We start from the raw sequence: 15,444 nt of genomic DNA on the forward strand, positions 1-15,444 counted from the left end.
CACGACCCCGTCGCCGCCGCCTACGCCGACCGCGTCGTCTTCCTCGCCGACGGCCGCATCGTCGACGAACTCCACCAGCCCACCGCCGACACCGTCCTGGACCGCATGCGCCGCTTCGACGCCAAGGGCCGCACCAGCTGACACCGCGACAGCCGACCGCCCCCTCACCGACCCCAGGACACCCGGGAAACCCCATGTATCGCACCGCACTGCGCAACGTGCTGGCCCACAAGGGCCGACTGCTGATGACGGCGCTCGCCGTCATGCTCGGCACCGCCTTCGTCGCCGGCACCATGGTCTTCTCCGACACCTTCGGCAAGGCCATGCGGGACAGCAACTCCAAGAGCTACTCGGACGTGGCGGTCCAGGTCGTCGACAACTCCGCCGGAGCCACCGCCAGCGCCCGGGAGAAGAGCGAGAAGAGCCCGGCGACCCTGACCGACGCGACCGTCCAGCAGCTCGCCGCGCTGCCCGGCGCCGCCTCGGCCCGCGGCGTGGTGAGCGGCTTCACCGGCGTCGCCGACAAGGACGGCACCCTGATCGGCCAGGCCTGGTCGGCCAAGGGCGGCAACTTCGCGCCCGGTCCGGACGGCAAGGACACCCGGTACCCGATGGTCGAGGGCCAGGGCCCGAAGACGGCCAAGGAGATCGCCCTCGACCGGAAGACCGCCGACAAGGCCGGCTACAAGGTCGGCGACACCGTCCGGGTCGGCTCCAACGGCCCGGTCGTCGAGGCGAAGCTCACCGGCGTCTTCACCACCGACGACCCGGTGGTCAGCACCGGCGGCACGCTCACCCTGTTCGACCGCGCCACCGCCCAGCAGCTGCTGCTGGAGCCCGGCCGCTACAGCGGCATCGTGCTCACCGCGAAGCCCGGCACCGCCCAGGACGCCCTGCTCTCCCAGGTCGACGAGAAGCTCAAGCCCGGCCAGCAGATCGAGGTCCGCACCGGCGAGCAGCTCAAGGCCGAGGAGGAGCGGATGATCACCAGCGGCACCGAGGGCATGCGCATGATGCTGCTCTCATTTGCCGCGATCTCGCTCTTCGTCGGCATCTTCATCATCGCCAACACCTTCACCATGCTGGTCGCCCAGCGCACCAAGGAGCTGGCCCTGCTCCGCGCGATCGGCGCCAGCCGCAAGCAGGTCACCCGGTCCGTCCTGGTCGAGGCCCTGGCGATCGGCACCGTGTCGGCGCTGGCCGGCCTGGTCGCCGGTGTCGGCATCGGCGCCGGGATGCAGTCCCTGATCGCCTCGCTGGGCGACGGCATGCCGACCGGTTCGCTGGTCATCAAGCCGCTGACCGTGGTGGTCACCCTGGTCGTCGGCGTCCTGGTCACGGTCCTCTCCGCCCTGATGCCCGCCATGCGCGCCTCCCGGATCGCCCCGGTGGCCGCGATGAGCAGCGGCGACCAGCCCGCCTCCCAGAAGTCGCTGGTGGTCCGGAACGTGATCGGCTCGCTGCTGGCCGCCGGCGGCATAGCACTGGCCGCCTTCGGCGCGGCCAAGGGCAACTCCGACGGCTGGGTCCCGGTCGCGATCGGCGCCGTGCTCGCCCTCCTCGGCGTCTTCATCCTGCTGCCGCTGCTCTCCCGCCCGGTGATCGCGCTCGTCGGCCCGGTCCTCGGCCGGCTGTTCGGCACGCCGGGCAAGCTGGCCCGGCAGAACGCGGTGCGCAACCCGCGCCGCACCGCGGCCACCGCTGCCGCGCTCACCATCGGCATGACCCTGGTCACCGGGCTGACGGTGATCGGCGCCTCGGTCTCCGACACGCTCGACAAGGCCGTCACCAGCTCGATGAAGGCGGACTTCCTGGTCTCGGCCGCCAACGGCATGAGCCTGTCCGACAAGGTCCCGGGTGAGATCGCCAAAGCCCCGGGCGTGACCGCCTCGTCGCCGCTGACCACCGTCTACTGGGAGCTCAACGGCACCTCCAAGGCGATCACCGGCCTGAACGCGGACACCTTCGACAAGCTGGTCTCGGTGGAGCTGAAGAGCGGCTCCGTCGCCGCCGTCGGCAAGGGACAGCTGCTGGTCGACGAGGACGTCGCGAAGAAGTTCGGCGTCACCACCGGCTCGACGATGAACGTCACCTTCCCCGACGAGACCACCGGCGCCCTGACCGTCGGCGGCGTCTACACCAAGGCCGGGCTGCTGGGTCCGGTCATGCTGGCCAACAGCGAGATCGTCAAGCACGAGCCGCAGCCGTACCTGAACAACGTCCTGGTCAAGGGCGCCGACGGGGAGAGCGACAGCCTCAAGCAGGCCCTGAAGAGCGCCACCGGCGCCAACCCGGTGATCGAGATCAAGTCCAAGCAGGACGTCCGTGACGACTTCAGCCAGATGATCACCTTCGCGCTGAACATGATGTACGGCCTGCTGGCGATGTCCGTGATCGTCGCGGTCCTCGGGGTGATCAACACCCTCGCGATGTCGGTCTTCGAGCGGAAGCGCGAGATCGGCATGCTGCGGGCGATCGGCCTGGACCGCGGCGGCATCAAGCGGATGGTCCGCCTGGAGTCCATGGTGATCTCGGTCTTCGGCGCCGGCATCGGCGTCCTGCTCGGCGCCTTCATGGCCTGGGCGATCAACGGCACGCTGAAGTCCAACCTGCAGGGGCTGACCACGGTCCTCCCGTTCGGCCAGCTGCTGGTCTTCCTGGTACTGGCCGGCCTGGTCGGCCTGGTCGCCGCCTTCTGGCCCGCCCGCCGGGCGTCCAAGCTGGACATCCTCGCCAGCATCAAGACGGACTGACCCCGGGCCGGTTCGGCACCGGACACGGAAAGGCCCCCGCCAGAGGGTTCGGCGGGGGCCTTCTCGTACTTCTCGTACTCCGCCCGACTCGCACAGCCGGCTGAGCACCACGGAGGTCGTGGTCCGGCAACGCTGCCGGGCGGAGGGCCTCCGACTCATACCCCGGTGCTCCCACACCGGGGTCCGCAGTCGCCTACTTGCTGCCGGCGAGCTCCTTGTCGGCAGCAGGCTTGGCGGCCTCGGCGGGCTTGGCGGCCTCGACCGGCTTGGGCGCGGGCGCCGCGGCCTCCTGGAACGCCTCGAACGGCTTCTCCATCTGCGACAGGCCGACGGCCTCGCGCTTCAGGAAGACGGCCAGGGTCCAGTCGGTGAAGACGCGGACCTTGCGGTTCATGGTGGGGACCATGGCGCCGTGGTACAGGCGGTGGAACCACCAGGCCGGACGGCCCTTCAGCTTGTACTTGCCGAAGAGGATCGCCACGCCCTTGTGCAGGCCGAGACCGGCGACCGCACCCAGGTTCTTGTGCTTGTACTCCTGCTGCGGGAACCCGCGCATGCCGGAGATGACGTTGTCACCGAGGACGGCGGCCTGGCGGACGGCGTGCTGCGCGTTCGGCGGGCACCAGGCACCCTCGCCGGCGGCGAGGTCCGGCACCTGGGCGTTGTCGCCGGCGGCCCAGACGTAGTCGAAGCCCTGGACCTGCAGGGTCGGCGCGGTGTCGACGTGGCCGCGGGGGCCCAGCGGCAGACCGAACTCGGCCAGCACCGGGTTCGGCTTCACGCCGGCGGTCCACACGATGGTGGAGGCGTCCGCCTCGACGCCGTTCTTCAGCACGACGTGCTGGTCGACGCAGGAGTCCATCGAGGTCTCGATGTAGATCTCGATCTGACGCTCTTCGAGCTTCTCCTTGGTCCACAGACCGAGGTCCGGGCCCATCTCCGGGAGGATGCGGTTGGCCGCCTCCACCAGGATGAAGCGCATGTCGTCGCGGCTGACCGTCTTGTAGATCTTGGCGGCGTCGCGCGCCATGTCCTCGATCTCGGCGATCGTCTCGACGCCGGCGAAGCCGCCGCCGACGACGACGAAGGTCAGCGCCTTGCGGCGGATCGCCTCGTCGGTGGTGGACTCGGCCTTGTCCAGCTGCGCCATGACGTGGTTGCGGAGGCTGATGGCCTCCTCCACGGTCTTCATGCCGATGCCGTGCTCCGCCAGACCCGGGATCGGGAAGGTGCGGGAGACCGAGCCGGTCGCGACGACCAGGTACTCGAAGGGCAGCTCGTACGAGTCGCCGGCCGCGGGCTGGATGGTGGCGACCTTACGGGCGTGGTCCACACCGGTGACCGCACCGGTGAGCACCTCCGCCTGCTTGAGGGCGCTGCGCAGCGGCGCGACGAGGTTGCGGGGCGCGACGTTGCCGCCGGCCGCCTCGGGGAGGAAGGGCAGGTACGTCATGTACGACCGCGGGTCGACGACCGTGACGGTCGCTTCGCCGTAACGCATCTTCTTGAGGATGCGCATCGCGGCATACAGGCCGACGTAACCACCGCCGACAATGAGGATGCGAGGACGCTCCGTGGTGCTCATATCCGAAAGTATCCAGCACCGTTCGGAGCAGCCTTCGTGAGCCCGCTCACAAGCTTCTGGACACCCCGTGCTACACTTCGCGCCCCCAAAATCGCTTCCCGGTCGACTCCTCGCGGCCCGTCCGGCCCCTCCGTGAGCACGTCCGTTCGAACGGCCCCGCTGAGCAGCAACGATCCGTACGGGGCCCGGGTTCCCCCACAGGATTTCGATTTTCAAACCTCTGGCGGGACGGGACCTGCGATCCAGCGGCTGTCATGCCGGGCGGGCCTTCGGTCCCACATATCGGACGGACCGGGCCCGTCCCCGGGGCGAATGGCGGGATCTCCATGTGAAGAAATTCACGAACTTTCCCGCACGGCCCCGGGCGCGCCCCGGCCCCGGCACCCGCAACGGGGTGCCGGGGCCGGGAAAACGGCGTGGCAGGGGGGGCGGGGCCCGGTCAGGAAACGATGCTCCAGGCGATCCCGTCCAGGATGTCGTGCTCGCTGACGACCACCTCGGCGGCGCCGGTCCGCTCCATGATCTCCAGCAGTTCCAGCGCTCCGGCGGCGATCACGTCCACCCGGCCCGGGTGCATCGACGGAATGGCCGCCCGCTCCGCGTGGGTGGCGCGCAGCAGCCGCTCGGCGATCGCGGCCACCTCGGCGCGGCTCATCCGTGAGTGGTGGATCGCCTCGGAGTCGTACCGGGGGAGGTCCTGGGCGATGGCCGAGAGGGTGGTCACCGTGCCCGCCAGGCCGACCAGGGTGGCCGCACCGGTCAGCGGGACGCTCTCCGCCGCCCGGTCCAGCTCGGCCCGGACGTGCGCCCGCGCCTCCTCGACCTGCTCCGCCGAGGGCAGCTCGGCGCCGCCGAAGTGCCGCTCGGTCAGCCGGACGCAGCCGATGTCCACCGAACGCGCGGCCCGCACGTCCTCGTCCCCGAGCACGAACTCGGTCGAGCCGCCCCCCAGGTCGAAGACCAGGTACGGCGCCGGGAACTGACCGCCGGTGAACTCCTTGGTGGCGCCGACGAACGAGAGGTGCGCCTCCTCCTCGCCGCTGACGACCTCGGGCTCCACGCCCAGGACGGCGCGCACGCCCTCGATGTACTCGGCGCTGTTCTCGGCGTCCCGGGAGGCGCTGGTCGCCACGAAGCGGATCCGCCCGGGGTCCACCCCGAAGCCGGACACGACCTCCGCGTACTCCCGGCAGGCCGCGAAGGTGCGGGCCAGCGCGTCCGGGTGCAGTCGGCCGGTCCGGTCCACGCCCTGGCCCAGCCGGTTGATCACCATCCGCCGGTCGAGGTCGGTGATCGCGCCGGTCTCCGGGTCGAGGTCGGCGACGAGCAGCCGGATCGAGTTGGTGCCGCAGTCGATCGCGGCGACCCTGGTGACGGTCACGCGCCGTCCTCCCCGGCCTCCTGGGAGGCCCGCTTGGCGGCGCGCTCGGCGGTCTTCTGCTCCTTGGCCGCGATCACGGCCGCGTCGTCCTTCGCCTTGGCCCGGTTGCGGGCCACCCGCTCACCGGCCGCGGTGACCTCGGCGGGGGAGACGCACGGGCCCTTGGCCCACCAGTCCTCCAGCAGGCCGATCGCCTCGTCGCCGAGCGGGTTGACGCCCTCGCCGGCCGCCAGCGAGTGGCCGACCAGCACGTGCAGGCACTTGACCCGGTCCGGCATGCCGCCGGCGCTCGGGAAGCCCTCCAGCACCTCGATGGCGTCGCGCCGGGCGATGTAGTCCTCGTGCGCCTTCCGGTAGGCGGCGGCCAGCTCCGGGTCCTCGGCCAGCCGGGCGCTCTGCTCCTTCATCACGCCGTCCGCCTCCAGGGTGCCGATCAGCGAGGCGGCCTTGGGGCAGGTCAGGTAGTACAGGGTCGGGAACGGCGTGCCGTCCGGCAGCCGGGGGGCCGTCTCCACGACGTCCGGGTTGCCGCAGGGGCAGCGGTGGGCCACGCCGCGCAGGCCGCGCGGGACCCGGCCGAGCTGCGCGGCGATGGCCGCGACGTCCTCGTCGGAGACGGTGGGGTGGTTCTCAGTGGTCATGGGAGGAGCTGTCTCCAGCGGGGGCGGGGGCGGGTGGTGAGGGAGGGGCGGAGGCGGCGGCCGGGGCGGCGGCAGGGGCTGCGGCGGCGTCCACCGAGTCCCAGATGCCGGCGTACCAGGGCCTGGCCGCCTTGGCCGGCCCGGTGGCCGGGCCCTGTGCGGGCGGCGGCGCGCCGACGGACGACCTGGTCGCCTCCCCGGCGGCCGGGTCCACCGCGATGTACGGGGTCTCCCCCGGCATCGCGTAGTGCAGCCGGGCGCGGGCCTGCACCTTGACGTACTCGGGGTCCTGCCAGCGGGCCTTCTCCCGGCGGAGCTGCTCGACCTGCTGCCGGGCGTGCTCGGCCTTGGCCCGCTGGGAGGAGATCTCGGAACGCTGCGAGATGAACTGCCGCGTCGGGTACGCCAGGATCGCCACCAGCGAGCAGAGCACCAGCACGAGGACGGTCGCCCGGCTCGTGAACCGAGGCCGGGCCGCCAAGCCCGGGATCCTCCAGCCTGCCATCTCCGGTGTCCCCTCCTGGTCGCGACGGTGCCCCGCCGTCCACCCTACGGGGTGAACAGGCGGGGCACCGGCGGGAGCTGTGTGTGTCAGCCCTCGTACTTGAACCGCGGGAAGGCGCCGCGGCCGGCGTACTCGGCGGCGTCGTCGAGGATCTCCTCGATGCGCAGCAGCTGGTTGTACTTGGCGACGCGCTCGGAGCGGGCCGGGGCACCGGTCTTGATCTGGCCGCAGTTGGTCGCGACGGCCAGGTCGGCGATGGTGACGTCCTCGGTCTCGCCGGAGCGGTGCGACATCATGCAGCGGTAGCCGTTGCGCTGGGCCAGCTCGACGGCGTCCAGGGTCTCGGTCAGCGAGCCGATCTGGTTCACCTTCACCAGCAGCGCGTTGGCGGTGCCGGTCTCGATGCCACGGGCCAGGCGGGCCGGGTTGGTGACGAACAGGTCGTCGCCGACGATCTGGACCTTGTCGCCCAGCTTGTCGGTCATGGCCTTCCAGCCGTCCCAGTCCGACTCGTCCAGCGGGTCCTCGATGGAGACCAGCGGGTAGGCGGCGACCAGGCCGGCGTAGTACTCGATGAGCTCGGCGGAGGTGAGCGCCTTGCCCTCGAACTGGTAGGCGCCGTCCTCGTAGAACTCGGAGGAGGCGACGTCCAGCGCCAGCGCGACGTCCTTGCCCGGCACGTAGCCGGCCTTCTGGATCGCCTCGACGATGAGGTCCAGGGCCTCGCGGTTGGAGTCCAGGTTCGGGGCGAAGCCGCCCTCGTCGCCCAGGCCGGTGGAGAGGCCGCGCTCCTTCAGCACACCCTTGAGGGTGTGGTAGACCTCGACGCCCCAGCGGACGGCCTCGGAGAAGGACTCCGCGCCGATCGGAGCGATCATGAACTCCTGGATGTCGACGTTGGAGTCCGCGTGCGAGCCGCCGTTGAGGATGTTCATCATCGGGACCGGCAGGACGTGCGCGTTCGGACCGCCCAGGTAGCGGAACAGCGGCAGGTCGCTGGCCTCGGAGGCGGCGTGCGCGACGGCCAGCGAGACGCCCAGGATGGCGTTGGCGCCGAGCGAGGACTTGTCCGGGGTGGCGTCCAGGTCGAGCATGGCCTGGTCGATCAGGCGCTGCTCGGTGGCGTCGTAGCCGACGAGCTCCGGGCCGATCTGCTCGATGACGGCCAGGACGGCCTTCTCCACGCCCTTGCCGAAGTAGCGGTTCTTGTCACCGTCGCGGAGCTCCAGCGCCTCGAAGGCGCCGGTGGAGGCACCCGACGGGACAGCGGCGCGGCCGGTGCTGCCGTCGTCGAGGCCCACCTCGACCTCGACCGTGGGGTTGCCACGCGAGTCGAGGATCTCACGGGCTACGACGACATCGATGGACGGCACGAGGCATCTCCTAGCGGAAACAGGTTCGGCTGACGGTGGGTGCTGTCGGCCGGACGATTGCGGAGTCGTTACGACCAGAGCCTAACCGCACGGGCTCTCCGGGCCACGTCGGCCCGGGTCCCGTCTCAGCGTGTGGCACGGCTACCCGCCGGTAGTTCACCTGGTTGCCCCACGGAGGGGGGCCGGATCGGGACGAAGGGGCCGGACCCGGTCGAACCCGGCCCCCCTCGCGATCCACCGGCGAAACGGCATCAGCCGAGGGTGAGCACCTGGCCGGGGACGATCAGGTCGGGGTCGCCGCCGACGGTGCCGCGGTTGCCGTCGTAGAGCGCCTGCCAGCCGCCGGAGACACCCTGGCCGGCGGCGATGCCGGCGAGCGTGTCGCCCGCCCGGACGGTGTAGCCGTGGCCCGCGCTCTGCTGGGCGGCCGGGGCGCTCTGGGCGGCGGCCGGACGGGCGTCCTGGACCGCGGCCTGACCGGCGTACTGCTGGTAGACGCTCTGGTGGCTGGTCCAGTACCAGCCGCCGTTGTTCTCGTACCAGAACACCTTCGCGTCGGCGTCCCAGCCGGACGTGCCGGAGAAGGACGGGGCCTGCCCGTACTGCTGCACCTGCGGCCGGTCCTGCTGGGCCTGCGGCTTCGGCGCGGCGTGCTTCGGGGCCTGCTTGGCCGCCTGGGCCGGCTTCTCCTGCTGGGCCGACTTCGGCGCGGCGTGCTTCGGCGCGGTGGTCTGCGGGGCGGTGGTCTGCGGCGCGCTCGGCTGGGTGGCGGCCTGCGGGACGGCCGGCTTGGCGTCCGCCGAGGTGTCGACCGCCGCCGGGGCGCCGCCCTTGCTCAGGCCCGCCTTCTTGGAGCAGACCGGCCAGGCGCCCGGCCCCTGCGAGGCGAGGACCTTCTCGGCCACCGAGATCTGCTGCGCCTTGGAGGCCTGGTTGGCCTGCGGCGCGTACGAGGTGCCGCCGAACGCCTTCCAGGTGCTGGGCGTGAACTGCAGGCCGCCGTAGAAGCCGTTGCCGGTGTTGATGCTCCAGTTGCCGCCGGCCTCGCACTGGGCGACCGCGTCCCAGGTGGAGACCGGGGCGGCGGAGGCACCGGTGGCGCTGAGGATCGGCAGGGCCAGCCCGACACCGGCGACGCCGGCGACGGCGATGGCCTTCTCGGTCTGGGTACGACGACGATGACGGCCGGTTCCGACGAACAGCATGAAGAGGTCCCTCTCCGCACGCCTGCGAGGTGAGCTGTCGGGTTCGGACCGGGAGGTGGCCCGGCCGCGCGAGGCGGCTTCACCCCAAGCCGTGGGGGACGGCAACAAACCTGGTTCCCCCGCCCCTGCCCAGGGTCTGGTCGGTTTCCCGGGGCACGACGGGCAGGACTCGGCGTTCCGTGCTCGGGGCTCGCAGCTGCGAACTCCACGGAGAGTAGACAGATCCGTAGAGCAATCACAAGCTCATATCGTCGGTATCACACGGAAATCACGTCAGGTGATGGATCGCCCACCAACGGGGGCGCTATGTCCGGGTTGGTGACGGTTCAATCTCGCCGTCCTGCCTGGTCGGAGACCTTCCGTCAGCGTGTCGCGGGTCGCCTCACCGATCGGACGGAGCACCGGACGACTGCCCGGAAGAGGCCCTTTCGGGCATCTTCTCGGGGGTGAATTCCACGGGAAGTTCACGAAGTCCACGCATGATCAGACCACCGCGCCACCGCAGGTTCTCCGGGCTCTCGGCGAGCCGCAGGTCGGGCAGCCGGGAGAGCAGCGTGGCCAGCGCGGACCGCCCCTCCAACCGGGCCAGCGGGGCGCCGATGCAGTAGTGGATGCCGTGCCCGAAGCCCAGGTGCGGGTTGTCCGCGCGGGCCAGGTCGAGGGTGTTCTCGTCGGCGAACCGCGCCGGGTCCCGGTCCGCCGCCGCGAGCACGACCAGCACCGGGTCCCCGGCCGGGATGTCCACCCCTCCGATGGTCAGCGGGCTGGTCGCGAACCGCCACGTCGCCAGCTCCACCGGCCCGTCGTAGCGCAGGAGTTCCTCGATCCCGGTCTCCAGCAGACCGCTCTCGCCACGGGCGATCGACTCCTGGAGCAGGGCGCGCTGGCCGGGATTGCGCAGCAGCGCGTACGTGCCGTTGCCGATCAGGTTCACGGTCGTCTCGAACCCGGCGAAGAGCAGGATGAAGGCCATCGCCGCGGCCTCGTTCTCGGTGAGGTGCTCGCCGTGGTCACCGGCCCGGATCAGCCCGGAGATCAGGTCGTCCCCGAGGTCCGCCCGCTTGCGGTGGATCAGCTCCGCCAGGTACTCGCGCATCCGCTTCACCGCGCGCCCCACACCGCCGCGCCGGCCACCGCCGTGCCGGATCATCATCCCGGCCCAGTCCCGGAAGTCGTCCTGGTCCTCGGCGGGCACCCCGAGCATGTCGCAGATCGCGTAGATGGGGAGCGGGAAGGCGAACTCGTGGATCAGGTCGGCGCTCCCGCGCTCCGCGAACCCGTCGATCAGCCGGTCGGTCAGCTGCTGCACCCGGGGCTCGAAGGCCGCCACCCGGCGCGGCGTGAACGCCTTCGACACCAGACGGCGGAGCCGGGTGTGGTCCGGCGGATCGATGTTCAGCAGGTGCGTCATCAGGTCGGCCTGGCGCTCGCCCGGGATGCCGACCCGGCCGGCGCGGTGCGCCTGCTCGCTGTGGTTCGCCGGGTTCTTGGAGAGCCGGCCGTCCGCCAGCGCCTGCCGGGCGTCCGCGTACCGCGTCACCAGCCACGCCTCCACGCCGCTCGGCAGGGTGGTGCGGTGCACCGGCTCGTGCTCGCGCAGCCACGCGTACGCCGGGTACGGGTCGGCGGCGAAGTCCCAGGTGAAGAGCGGAGGGCGGGCGGAGGCGGGCTGGACTGGCATGGAACGACGGTATCCCGGGTGCAAGTCGGACACGACAGGCGTGAGTCTGGTCACCTGAGGGGTATTCCCTGTTGCGGAGGGTCAGGACGTGCCTACGATCCTCCGCAAGATGTCCGTGGGCGCCGGTGCGGGGCCGCCCACAGGGAGGAGCAACACCATGCGGGACACCGGTTCGGTCGTCGTGATCGCGGTACTCCACGGCGGGTCGGGGGCCGACCTCGCCCGCAGGTTCACCGCCGCCGGAGCAGCCGGGATCCTCATCGCCGACCAGCAGGTCGGCATCGCCGAGGACCTCGCCACCGAGCTCGACCGGCCGGGCTGCCCGGTCGTCGGCGTCTGCGGCGACATCCGCCGCCCCAGCGACGTCGCCGCCCTCGTCGACACCGCCGAGAAGCACCTCGGCCCGATCGACCTGTTCTGCGTGGCCGGACCGGACGGCGAGCGGATCGTGTCGCTCGCCGACCTGCCCGACCACCTCGACCTGGAGCGGCTCGCCGAACTGGTCGCGCTGGTCGGCGAGGCGATCGGCGAGGTCGTCCCGGCGCAGCGGCGGCCGGCGAGGGACGTCGCGCGGGTCTGACTCGCGGTGGCGGGCCGGGCGCCCCGGTCCGCCGCGCGGGTGGCCCGGGCGGCTCCGACTACTCCGGCTGCTCGGGCTGCTCCGACTGCTCGGGCTTGAGGCCCTCGGCCGCGCGGACCGCGTCCCGGTAGCCGCGTGCCGCCGCCCGCAGCGCGGCGTCCACGTCCACCCCCGCGTCGTGCGCGCGCTGCGCCACCGCGAGCAGCAGCCCGCCCGCCGACTCCGGCGTGAGCTCCGCGGGCAGCTCGTACGGCTCGTCCGACACGCCCGCGAACCCGGACCGGCGCACCCGCGACACCAGCTTCGCCGCGTACGCCAGCGACGGCAGCCCGGCCGGCACGCCGTCCAGCACCGACTCGCGCTCCGACTTCTCGGCGGCCTTCAGCGTCTCCCAGTTCGCCTCCACCTCGGCGGCGCCCGTCGCCTCGGCGTCCCCGAACACGTGCGGGTGCCGGTACATCAGCTTCTCGACGATGTCGCCCGCCACGTCGTCCACCGAGAAGGGGTCGGTGGGGTGCTCCTCGGCGATGCGGGAGTGGAAGAACACCTGGAGCAGGACGTCTCCGAGCTCCTCGCGGAGCGTGTCGCGGTCCCCCTCCTCGATCGCCTCGACCAGCTCGTAGGCCTCCTCGACCAGGTACTTCACCAGGCTGGCGTGGGTCTGCTCGGCGTCCCACGGGCAGCCGCCCGGCGAGCGGAGGCGGTCCATCACGGAGGCCAGGTCCAGCAGGCGGGCGCCCGGCAGGTCGTACGAGCCCGGCAGCACCTCGATCTCCGGCACCTCGCCCGCGTGCTCCACCGCGAGGCGCGCCAGCGCGTCGGTCAGCCCCGGGTCCCCGTCCGGACCACCCAGCCAGACCGTCGGGCCCTCCCCGGCCTGCTGCCCGGTCAGGAGCCTGGCCAGCGACGGCGCGGAGCCGGCCGGCACGACCTCCACCTCGACGCCGGCCTGTCGTACGGGGGCGAGCTGCGGATGCCCGGCGTCCCCCGCCAGCACCCGCCCCGCCGACCGCAGGGCCTCCCACGCGGACCAGGACAGCAGCCCGGGGGCCACCCGGTGGGTGGTGGTGAGGAGGATCAGCTTCGCGCCCGGAGGATTCGTCGTCACATCCCCGAACCTACCCGGCGCCGTCGTCTCCCCGCTCGCGGGTTTCGGCGCCCGGCCGCCCGGGAGTGCCTGCCGCCGTCCGCCGCTCCGCACCCCGCCCGCGCCGTCCGGAGCGGTCAGCGCGCGAGCCAGGGGTGGGCGGCGGGGGCGAGGCCGACGCGGTCCGGGTCCCAGGTGCCGTACCGGGGGTTGACCCGCAGGTGGAGGGCGACGGCGGCGGCGGCCAGGGCCCGGCGGACCGCCCTGTCTCCCGTCGGGGTGCCGGCGTCCTGGCCGGCGGCCGCGGCGAGGCGGTGGATCCCCAGCCGGCGGCGGAGGTGGTCGTCGATCGCCCCGCCCGGCACGCCCAGCCCGGCGAGCGCCCCGGCCAGCGGTTCCGCGCCGCCGTAACGCACCTCCTCCGCCGCGCGGGCCGCCGCCACCTCGGCCGCACCGACCGCCGGCCCCCGGTCGGCCACCGCCCGGGCCACCACCGCGTCGAGCACCAGATCGGTGACGGCCCGCCTGACCAGTCCGTCCGACTCCTGCCGGGCATCGGCCGACGCGCCGCCGGACACGTGCCGCAGTGCGGCCACCCGCGCCTCCACCGCCCCGACCGGGATCCGCCGGCCGTCCAGCACCGCCGCGGTGCCCGCCGTCAGCCCGGCGTTCCCGCACGCGGACAGGCCCGCAACGGCCAGCAGGGCACCGGCGGCGGCGGTCCGACGACGGTGCATGGCGATCTCCGGGAGGCTTCCGTGGCTACGGGGGAAGGCGCGCGGCGGGGTCGGGGCTGGGCGGCGAGGGGGCGGCCGGGCGTTCCTCCCGAGCCTAGGCCGGGGCGGGCGGCCAGGCGCGGACCGTGGCCCGAACGGGTCACACGGGGCGGCGCGGGCTTCGGGCCTCGTGTCTCGGGCTTCGGGCTTCGGGCCTCGGCTTCGGGCTTCGGGCTTCGGGCGTAAACCCTGACGATCGTCCAGGTCGCCGTCTGCCTTTCGGGTCAGGTCGTGGCCCACCTGCTGCTCCTACCGTCCCGATCATGTCGAAAACGGTCAGGAACAACGCTGCCGGGAGGCGGACGGCCGAGCGCCGGGCAACCGGGAGCGGTCGGGCATCGGGTGGGCGGACGAGGAACGGACGGAGGGCGGGAGCACGGACAGCAGGACGGACGGCGGGTCTGCGGGTGACCCTCGCCGTGGTGCTTCCGGCGGCAGGGGCCTGTCTGGTCGGCCTGCTGGCCCCCGCGCACGGGGGTGGGGAAGGACCGGTCCGGGTGGTCGCCGGCGCGTCCGCCACCGGCTACCGGCGGGTGGTGGAGGCCGTCGCCGACGCGCCGCGCCCGGCGGCCGAGCTGGTGGAGCCCGCGACCGAGGCCGGACTGCTGGTGCTGGGCCTGTTGCTGGCGCTCGGCTGGTGGACGGCGCGGGGGCGACGGGACGCCCGCACGGTCGCGGGGGTGGTGCTCACCGGCCTCGGGACGGTGCTCGCGTACGGGGCGAGCGAGGTGCTGAAGACCGTGATCGACGAGGAGCGGCCCTGCCGCGCGCTGGTCGGGCTCCCGGCCACCGTGCTCGCGGACTGCCCTCCGCCCGGCGACTGGTCGTTCCCCAGCAACCACGCGACCCTGGCCGTCTCGCTGGCCACCGGCCTCGTGCTGCTGAGCCCGCGCCGGGCCTGGTTGGTCGTCCCGGTCGGCCTCGGGACGTCGGCGCTGCGGGTGGCGGCCGGCGTGCACTACCCGCACGACGTGGTCGCGGGGGCCGCTCTCGGCGGAACGGTCACGACCGCGCTGGTCGTCGCGCTGCTGCCCTCGGCGACGGCGCTGGTCGACTCGCAGAACGGCGTCCGGCCGCTCGGGCCGCTGCTGCTGGCCCGGGCCACGACGCCGGCCGCCGCCCCGGGTCCGGACACGGACCCGGCGGCGGGGTCAGGTTCCGGAGGCCGCGGTCAGACCGGCCTCGTGGGCGAGGACGGCCGCGGCCGCCCGGTTGGCCACCCCCAGCCGCGCCAGGACGGAGCTCACGTGGGCCTTCACCGTCCCCTCCACCACACCGATCCGGCGGGCGATCTGGCCGTTCGACAACCCGGCCGCGACCAGCGCCAGGACGTCCCGCTCCCGGGCCGTGAGTCCGGCCACCTGTTCACGGGCGGCGGCACGCCGGTCGGCAGGCCCGCCGGACCCGGCGGCGGCGAGGTGGGCCACGACCCGGGCGGCCACCCGGGGTGAGAGGTAGGCCGCGCCGTCCGCCACCGCCCGGACGCCGGCGATCAGCTCCTCCGGTTCGCCCGACTTGATCAGGAACCCGTTGGCGCCGCCGCCGAGGGCCCGCAGGATGTAGTCGTCCTCGCCGAAGGTCGTCAGCATGACGATCCCGGTCGCGGACCCGGTCCGGGTGGTCACGGCCGTCCGGCGGATCTCGGCGGCGGCGGTGATGCCGTCGGTACCGGGCATCCGGATGTCCAGCACGGCGACGTCCGGCCGGTGCCGCCGCACCAGCTCGACCACCTCCCGGCCGTCCCCGGTCTCGGCGACGATCTCGATCCCCGGGTCGGTCGTGAGCACCGCCCGCACACCGGCCCGCACCATCGGCTCGTCGTCCGCGATCACCACCCGGATCGGCAGACCGGTCGTGGCCGGCTCCGGGCCGCTCAT

General features: G+C 72.9%; 12 protein-coding genes, 2 pseudogenes and 1 riboswitch. Of the genes and pseudogenes, 4 read left to right on the forward strand and 10 right to left on the reverse strand.

Annotated elements, in window-relative coordinates; genetic code table 11:
• Together PUR56_RS04380 and PUR56_RS04385 are read left to right on the forward strand one after the other, a co-directional pair.
• Positions 1-141 (forward strand): annotated as a pseudogene (locus PUR56_RS04380) (ABC transporter ATP-binding protein); the annotation flags it as partial.
• Between the two features lie 53 nt (positions 142-194).
• Positions 195-2,753, forward strand: coding sequence for an ABC transporter permease (locus PUR56_RS04385; protein ID WP_329947912.1), 2,559 nt, complete (start codon positions 195-197; stop codon positions 2,751-2,753).
• 193 nt (positions 2,754-2,946) lie between these two features.
• On the opposite strand, the gene PUR56_RS04390 is transcribed toward PUR56_RS04385, so the two are convergent.
• The 7 genes from PUR56_RS04390 to PUR56_RS04420 all read right to left on the reverse strand — a co-directional run bounded on the left by PUR56_RS04390 (position 2,947) and on the right by PUR56_RS04420 (position 11,124).
• Positions 2,947-4,338, reverse strand: a complete 1,392-nt coding sequence (locus PUR56_RS04390; protein WP_329879990.1) for an NAD(P)/FAD-dependent oxidoreductase — start codon at positions 4,336-4,338, stop codon at positions 2,947-2,949.
• Positions 4,339-4,777: 439 nt separating this feature from the next.
• Positions 4,778-5,719 carry a Ppx/GppA phosphatase family protein gene (locus tag PUR56_RS04395; protein WP_329947913.1) on the reverse strand — a complete coding sequence of 314 codons (942 nt, stop codon included), beginning with the start codon at positions 5,717-5,719 and terminating at the stop codon, positions 4,778-4,780.
• Positions 5,716-6,378, reverse strand: coding sequence for a DUF501 domain-containing protein (locus tag PUR56_RS04400; protein WP_380355576.1), 663 nt, complete (start codon positions 6,376-6,378; stop codon positions 5,716-5,718). Before PUR56_RS04400 ends, PUR56_RS04395 begins: the two co-directional genes overlap by 4 nt.
• Positions 6,350-6,841 (reverse strand): FtsB family cell division protein, encoded by a 492-nt coding sequence (locus tag PUR56_RS04405; RefSeq protein ID WP_329879993.1) that lies wholly within the window; start codon positions 6,839-6,841, stop codon positions 6,350-6,352. Before PUR56_RS04405 ends, PUR56_RS04400 begins: the two co-directional genes overlap by 29 nt.
• A gap of 110 nt (positions 6,842-6,951) precedes the next feature.
• Positions 6,952-8,238: a phosphopyruvate hydratase gene (gene eno, locus PUR56_RS04410; protein ID WP_329879994.1), complete on the reverse strand. Its 1,287-nt coding sequence runs from the start codon at positions 8,236-8,238 to the stop codon at positions 6,952-6,954.
• 251 nt (positions 8,239-8,489) lie between these two features.
• Positions 8,490-9,443: a LysM peptidoglycan-binding domain-containing protein gene (locus PUR56_RS04415; RefSeq protein ID WP_329947915.1), complete on the reverse strand. Its 954-nt coding sequence runs from the start codon at positions 9,441-9,443 to the stop codon at positions 8,490-8,492.
• Positions 9,444-9,448: 5 nt separating this feature from the next.
• Positions 9,449-9,595, reverse strand: a riboswitch (cyclic di-AMP (ydaO/yuaA leader).
• Positions 9,596-9,825: 230 nt separating this feature from the next.
• The gene (locus PUR56_RS04420) at positions 9,826-11,124 is read right to left on the reverse strand and encodes a cytochrome P450 family protein (protein ID WP_329947916.1); all 1,299 of its coding nucleotides are present in this window, start codon (positions 11,122-11,124) and stop codon (positions 9,826-9,828) included.
• Positions 11,125-11,281: 157 nt separating this feature from the next.
• Here PUR56_RS04420 and PUR56_RS04425 point away from each other — a divergent pair, with 157 nt between their 5' ends.
• The gene (locus PUR56_RS04425; RefSeq protein ID WP_329947917.1) at positions 11,282-11,704 is read left to right on the forward strand and encodes an SDR family NAD(P)-dependent oxidoreductase; all 423 of its coding nucleotides are present in this window, start codon (positions 11,282-11,284) and stop codon (positions 11,702-11,704) included.
• 58 nt (positions 11,705-11,762) lie between these two features.
• On the opposite strand, the gene PUR56_RS04430 is transcribed toward PUR56_RS04425, so the two are convergent.
• Together PUR56_RS04430 and PUR56_RS04435 are read right to left on the reverse strand one after the other, a co-directional pair.
• A complete protein-coding gene (locus PUR56_RS04430) occupies positions 11,763-12,812 on the reverse strand; it encodes a MazG family protein (protein ID WP_329947918.1) in 1,050 nt (349 codons plus the stop codon).
• Positions 12,813-12,928: 116 nt separating this feature from the next.
• On the reverse strand, positions 12,929-13,528 hold the full coding sequence (locus PUR56_RS04435; RefSeq protein WP_329947919.1) for a hypothetical protein: 600 nt from the start codon (positions 13,526-13,528) through the stop codon (positions 12,929-12,931).
• A gap of 302 nt (positions 13,529-13,830) precedes the next feature.
• On the opposite strand from PUR56_RS04435, the pseudogene PUR56_RS04440 reads away from it, so the two are divergent.
• Positions 13,831-14,529: pseudogene (locus PUR56_RS04440) on the forward strand (phosphatase PAP2 family protein); the annotation flags it as partial.
• 189 nt (positions 14,530-14,718) lie between these two features.
• Here PUR56_RS04440 and PUR56_RS04445 read toward each other — a convergent pair.
• The gene (locus PUR56_RS04445) at positions 14,719-15,444 is read right to left on the reverse strand and encodes a response regulator transcription factor (RefSeq protein ID WP_329947920.1); all 726 of its coding nucleotides are present in this window, start codon (positions 15,442-15,444) and stop codon (positions 14,719-14,721) included.

It is taken from the genome of Streptomyces sp. BE303, assembly GCF_036290945.1.
Lineage (GTDB): Bacteria > Actinomycetota > Actinomycetes > Streptomycetales > Streptomycetaceae > Kitasatospora.

What these genes read in the sequence shown, in the direction of transcription:
- PUR56_RS04425 (WP_329947917.1), top strand. Translation starts at nt 11,282, where the DNA reads ATGCGGGACACCGGTTCGGTCGTCGTGATCGCGGTACTCCACGGCGGG.
- PUR56_RS04385 (WP_329947912.1), top strand. Translation starts at nt 195, where the DNA reads ATGTATCGCACCGCACTGCGCAACGTGCTGGCCCACAAGGGCCGACTG.
- PUR56_RS04445 (WP_329947920.1), bottom strand. Translation starts at nt 15,444, where the DNA reads ATGAGCGGCCCGGAGCCGGCCACGACCGGTCTGCCGATCCGGGTGGTG.
- PUR56_RS04420 (WP_329947916.1), bottom strand. Translation starts at nt 11,124, where the DNA reads ATGCCAGTCCAGCCCGCCTCCGCCCGCCCTCCGCTCTTCACCTGGGAC.
- PUR56_RS04390 (WP_329879990.1), bottom strand. Translation starts at nt 4,338, where the DNA reads ATGAGCACCACGGAGCGTCCTCGCATCCTCATTGTCGGCGGTGGTTAC.
- PUR56_RS04435 (WP_329947919.1), bottom strand. Translation starts at nt 13,528, where the DNA reads ATGCACCGTCGTCGGACCGCCGCCGCCGGTGCCCTGCTGGCCGTTGCG.
- PUR56_RS04415 (WP_329947915.1), bottom strand. Translation starts at nt 9,443, where the DNA reads ATGCTGTTCGTCGGAACCGGCCGTCATCGTCGTCGTACCCAGACCGAG.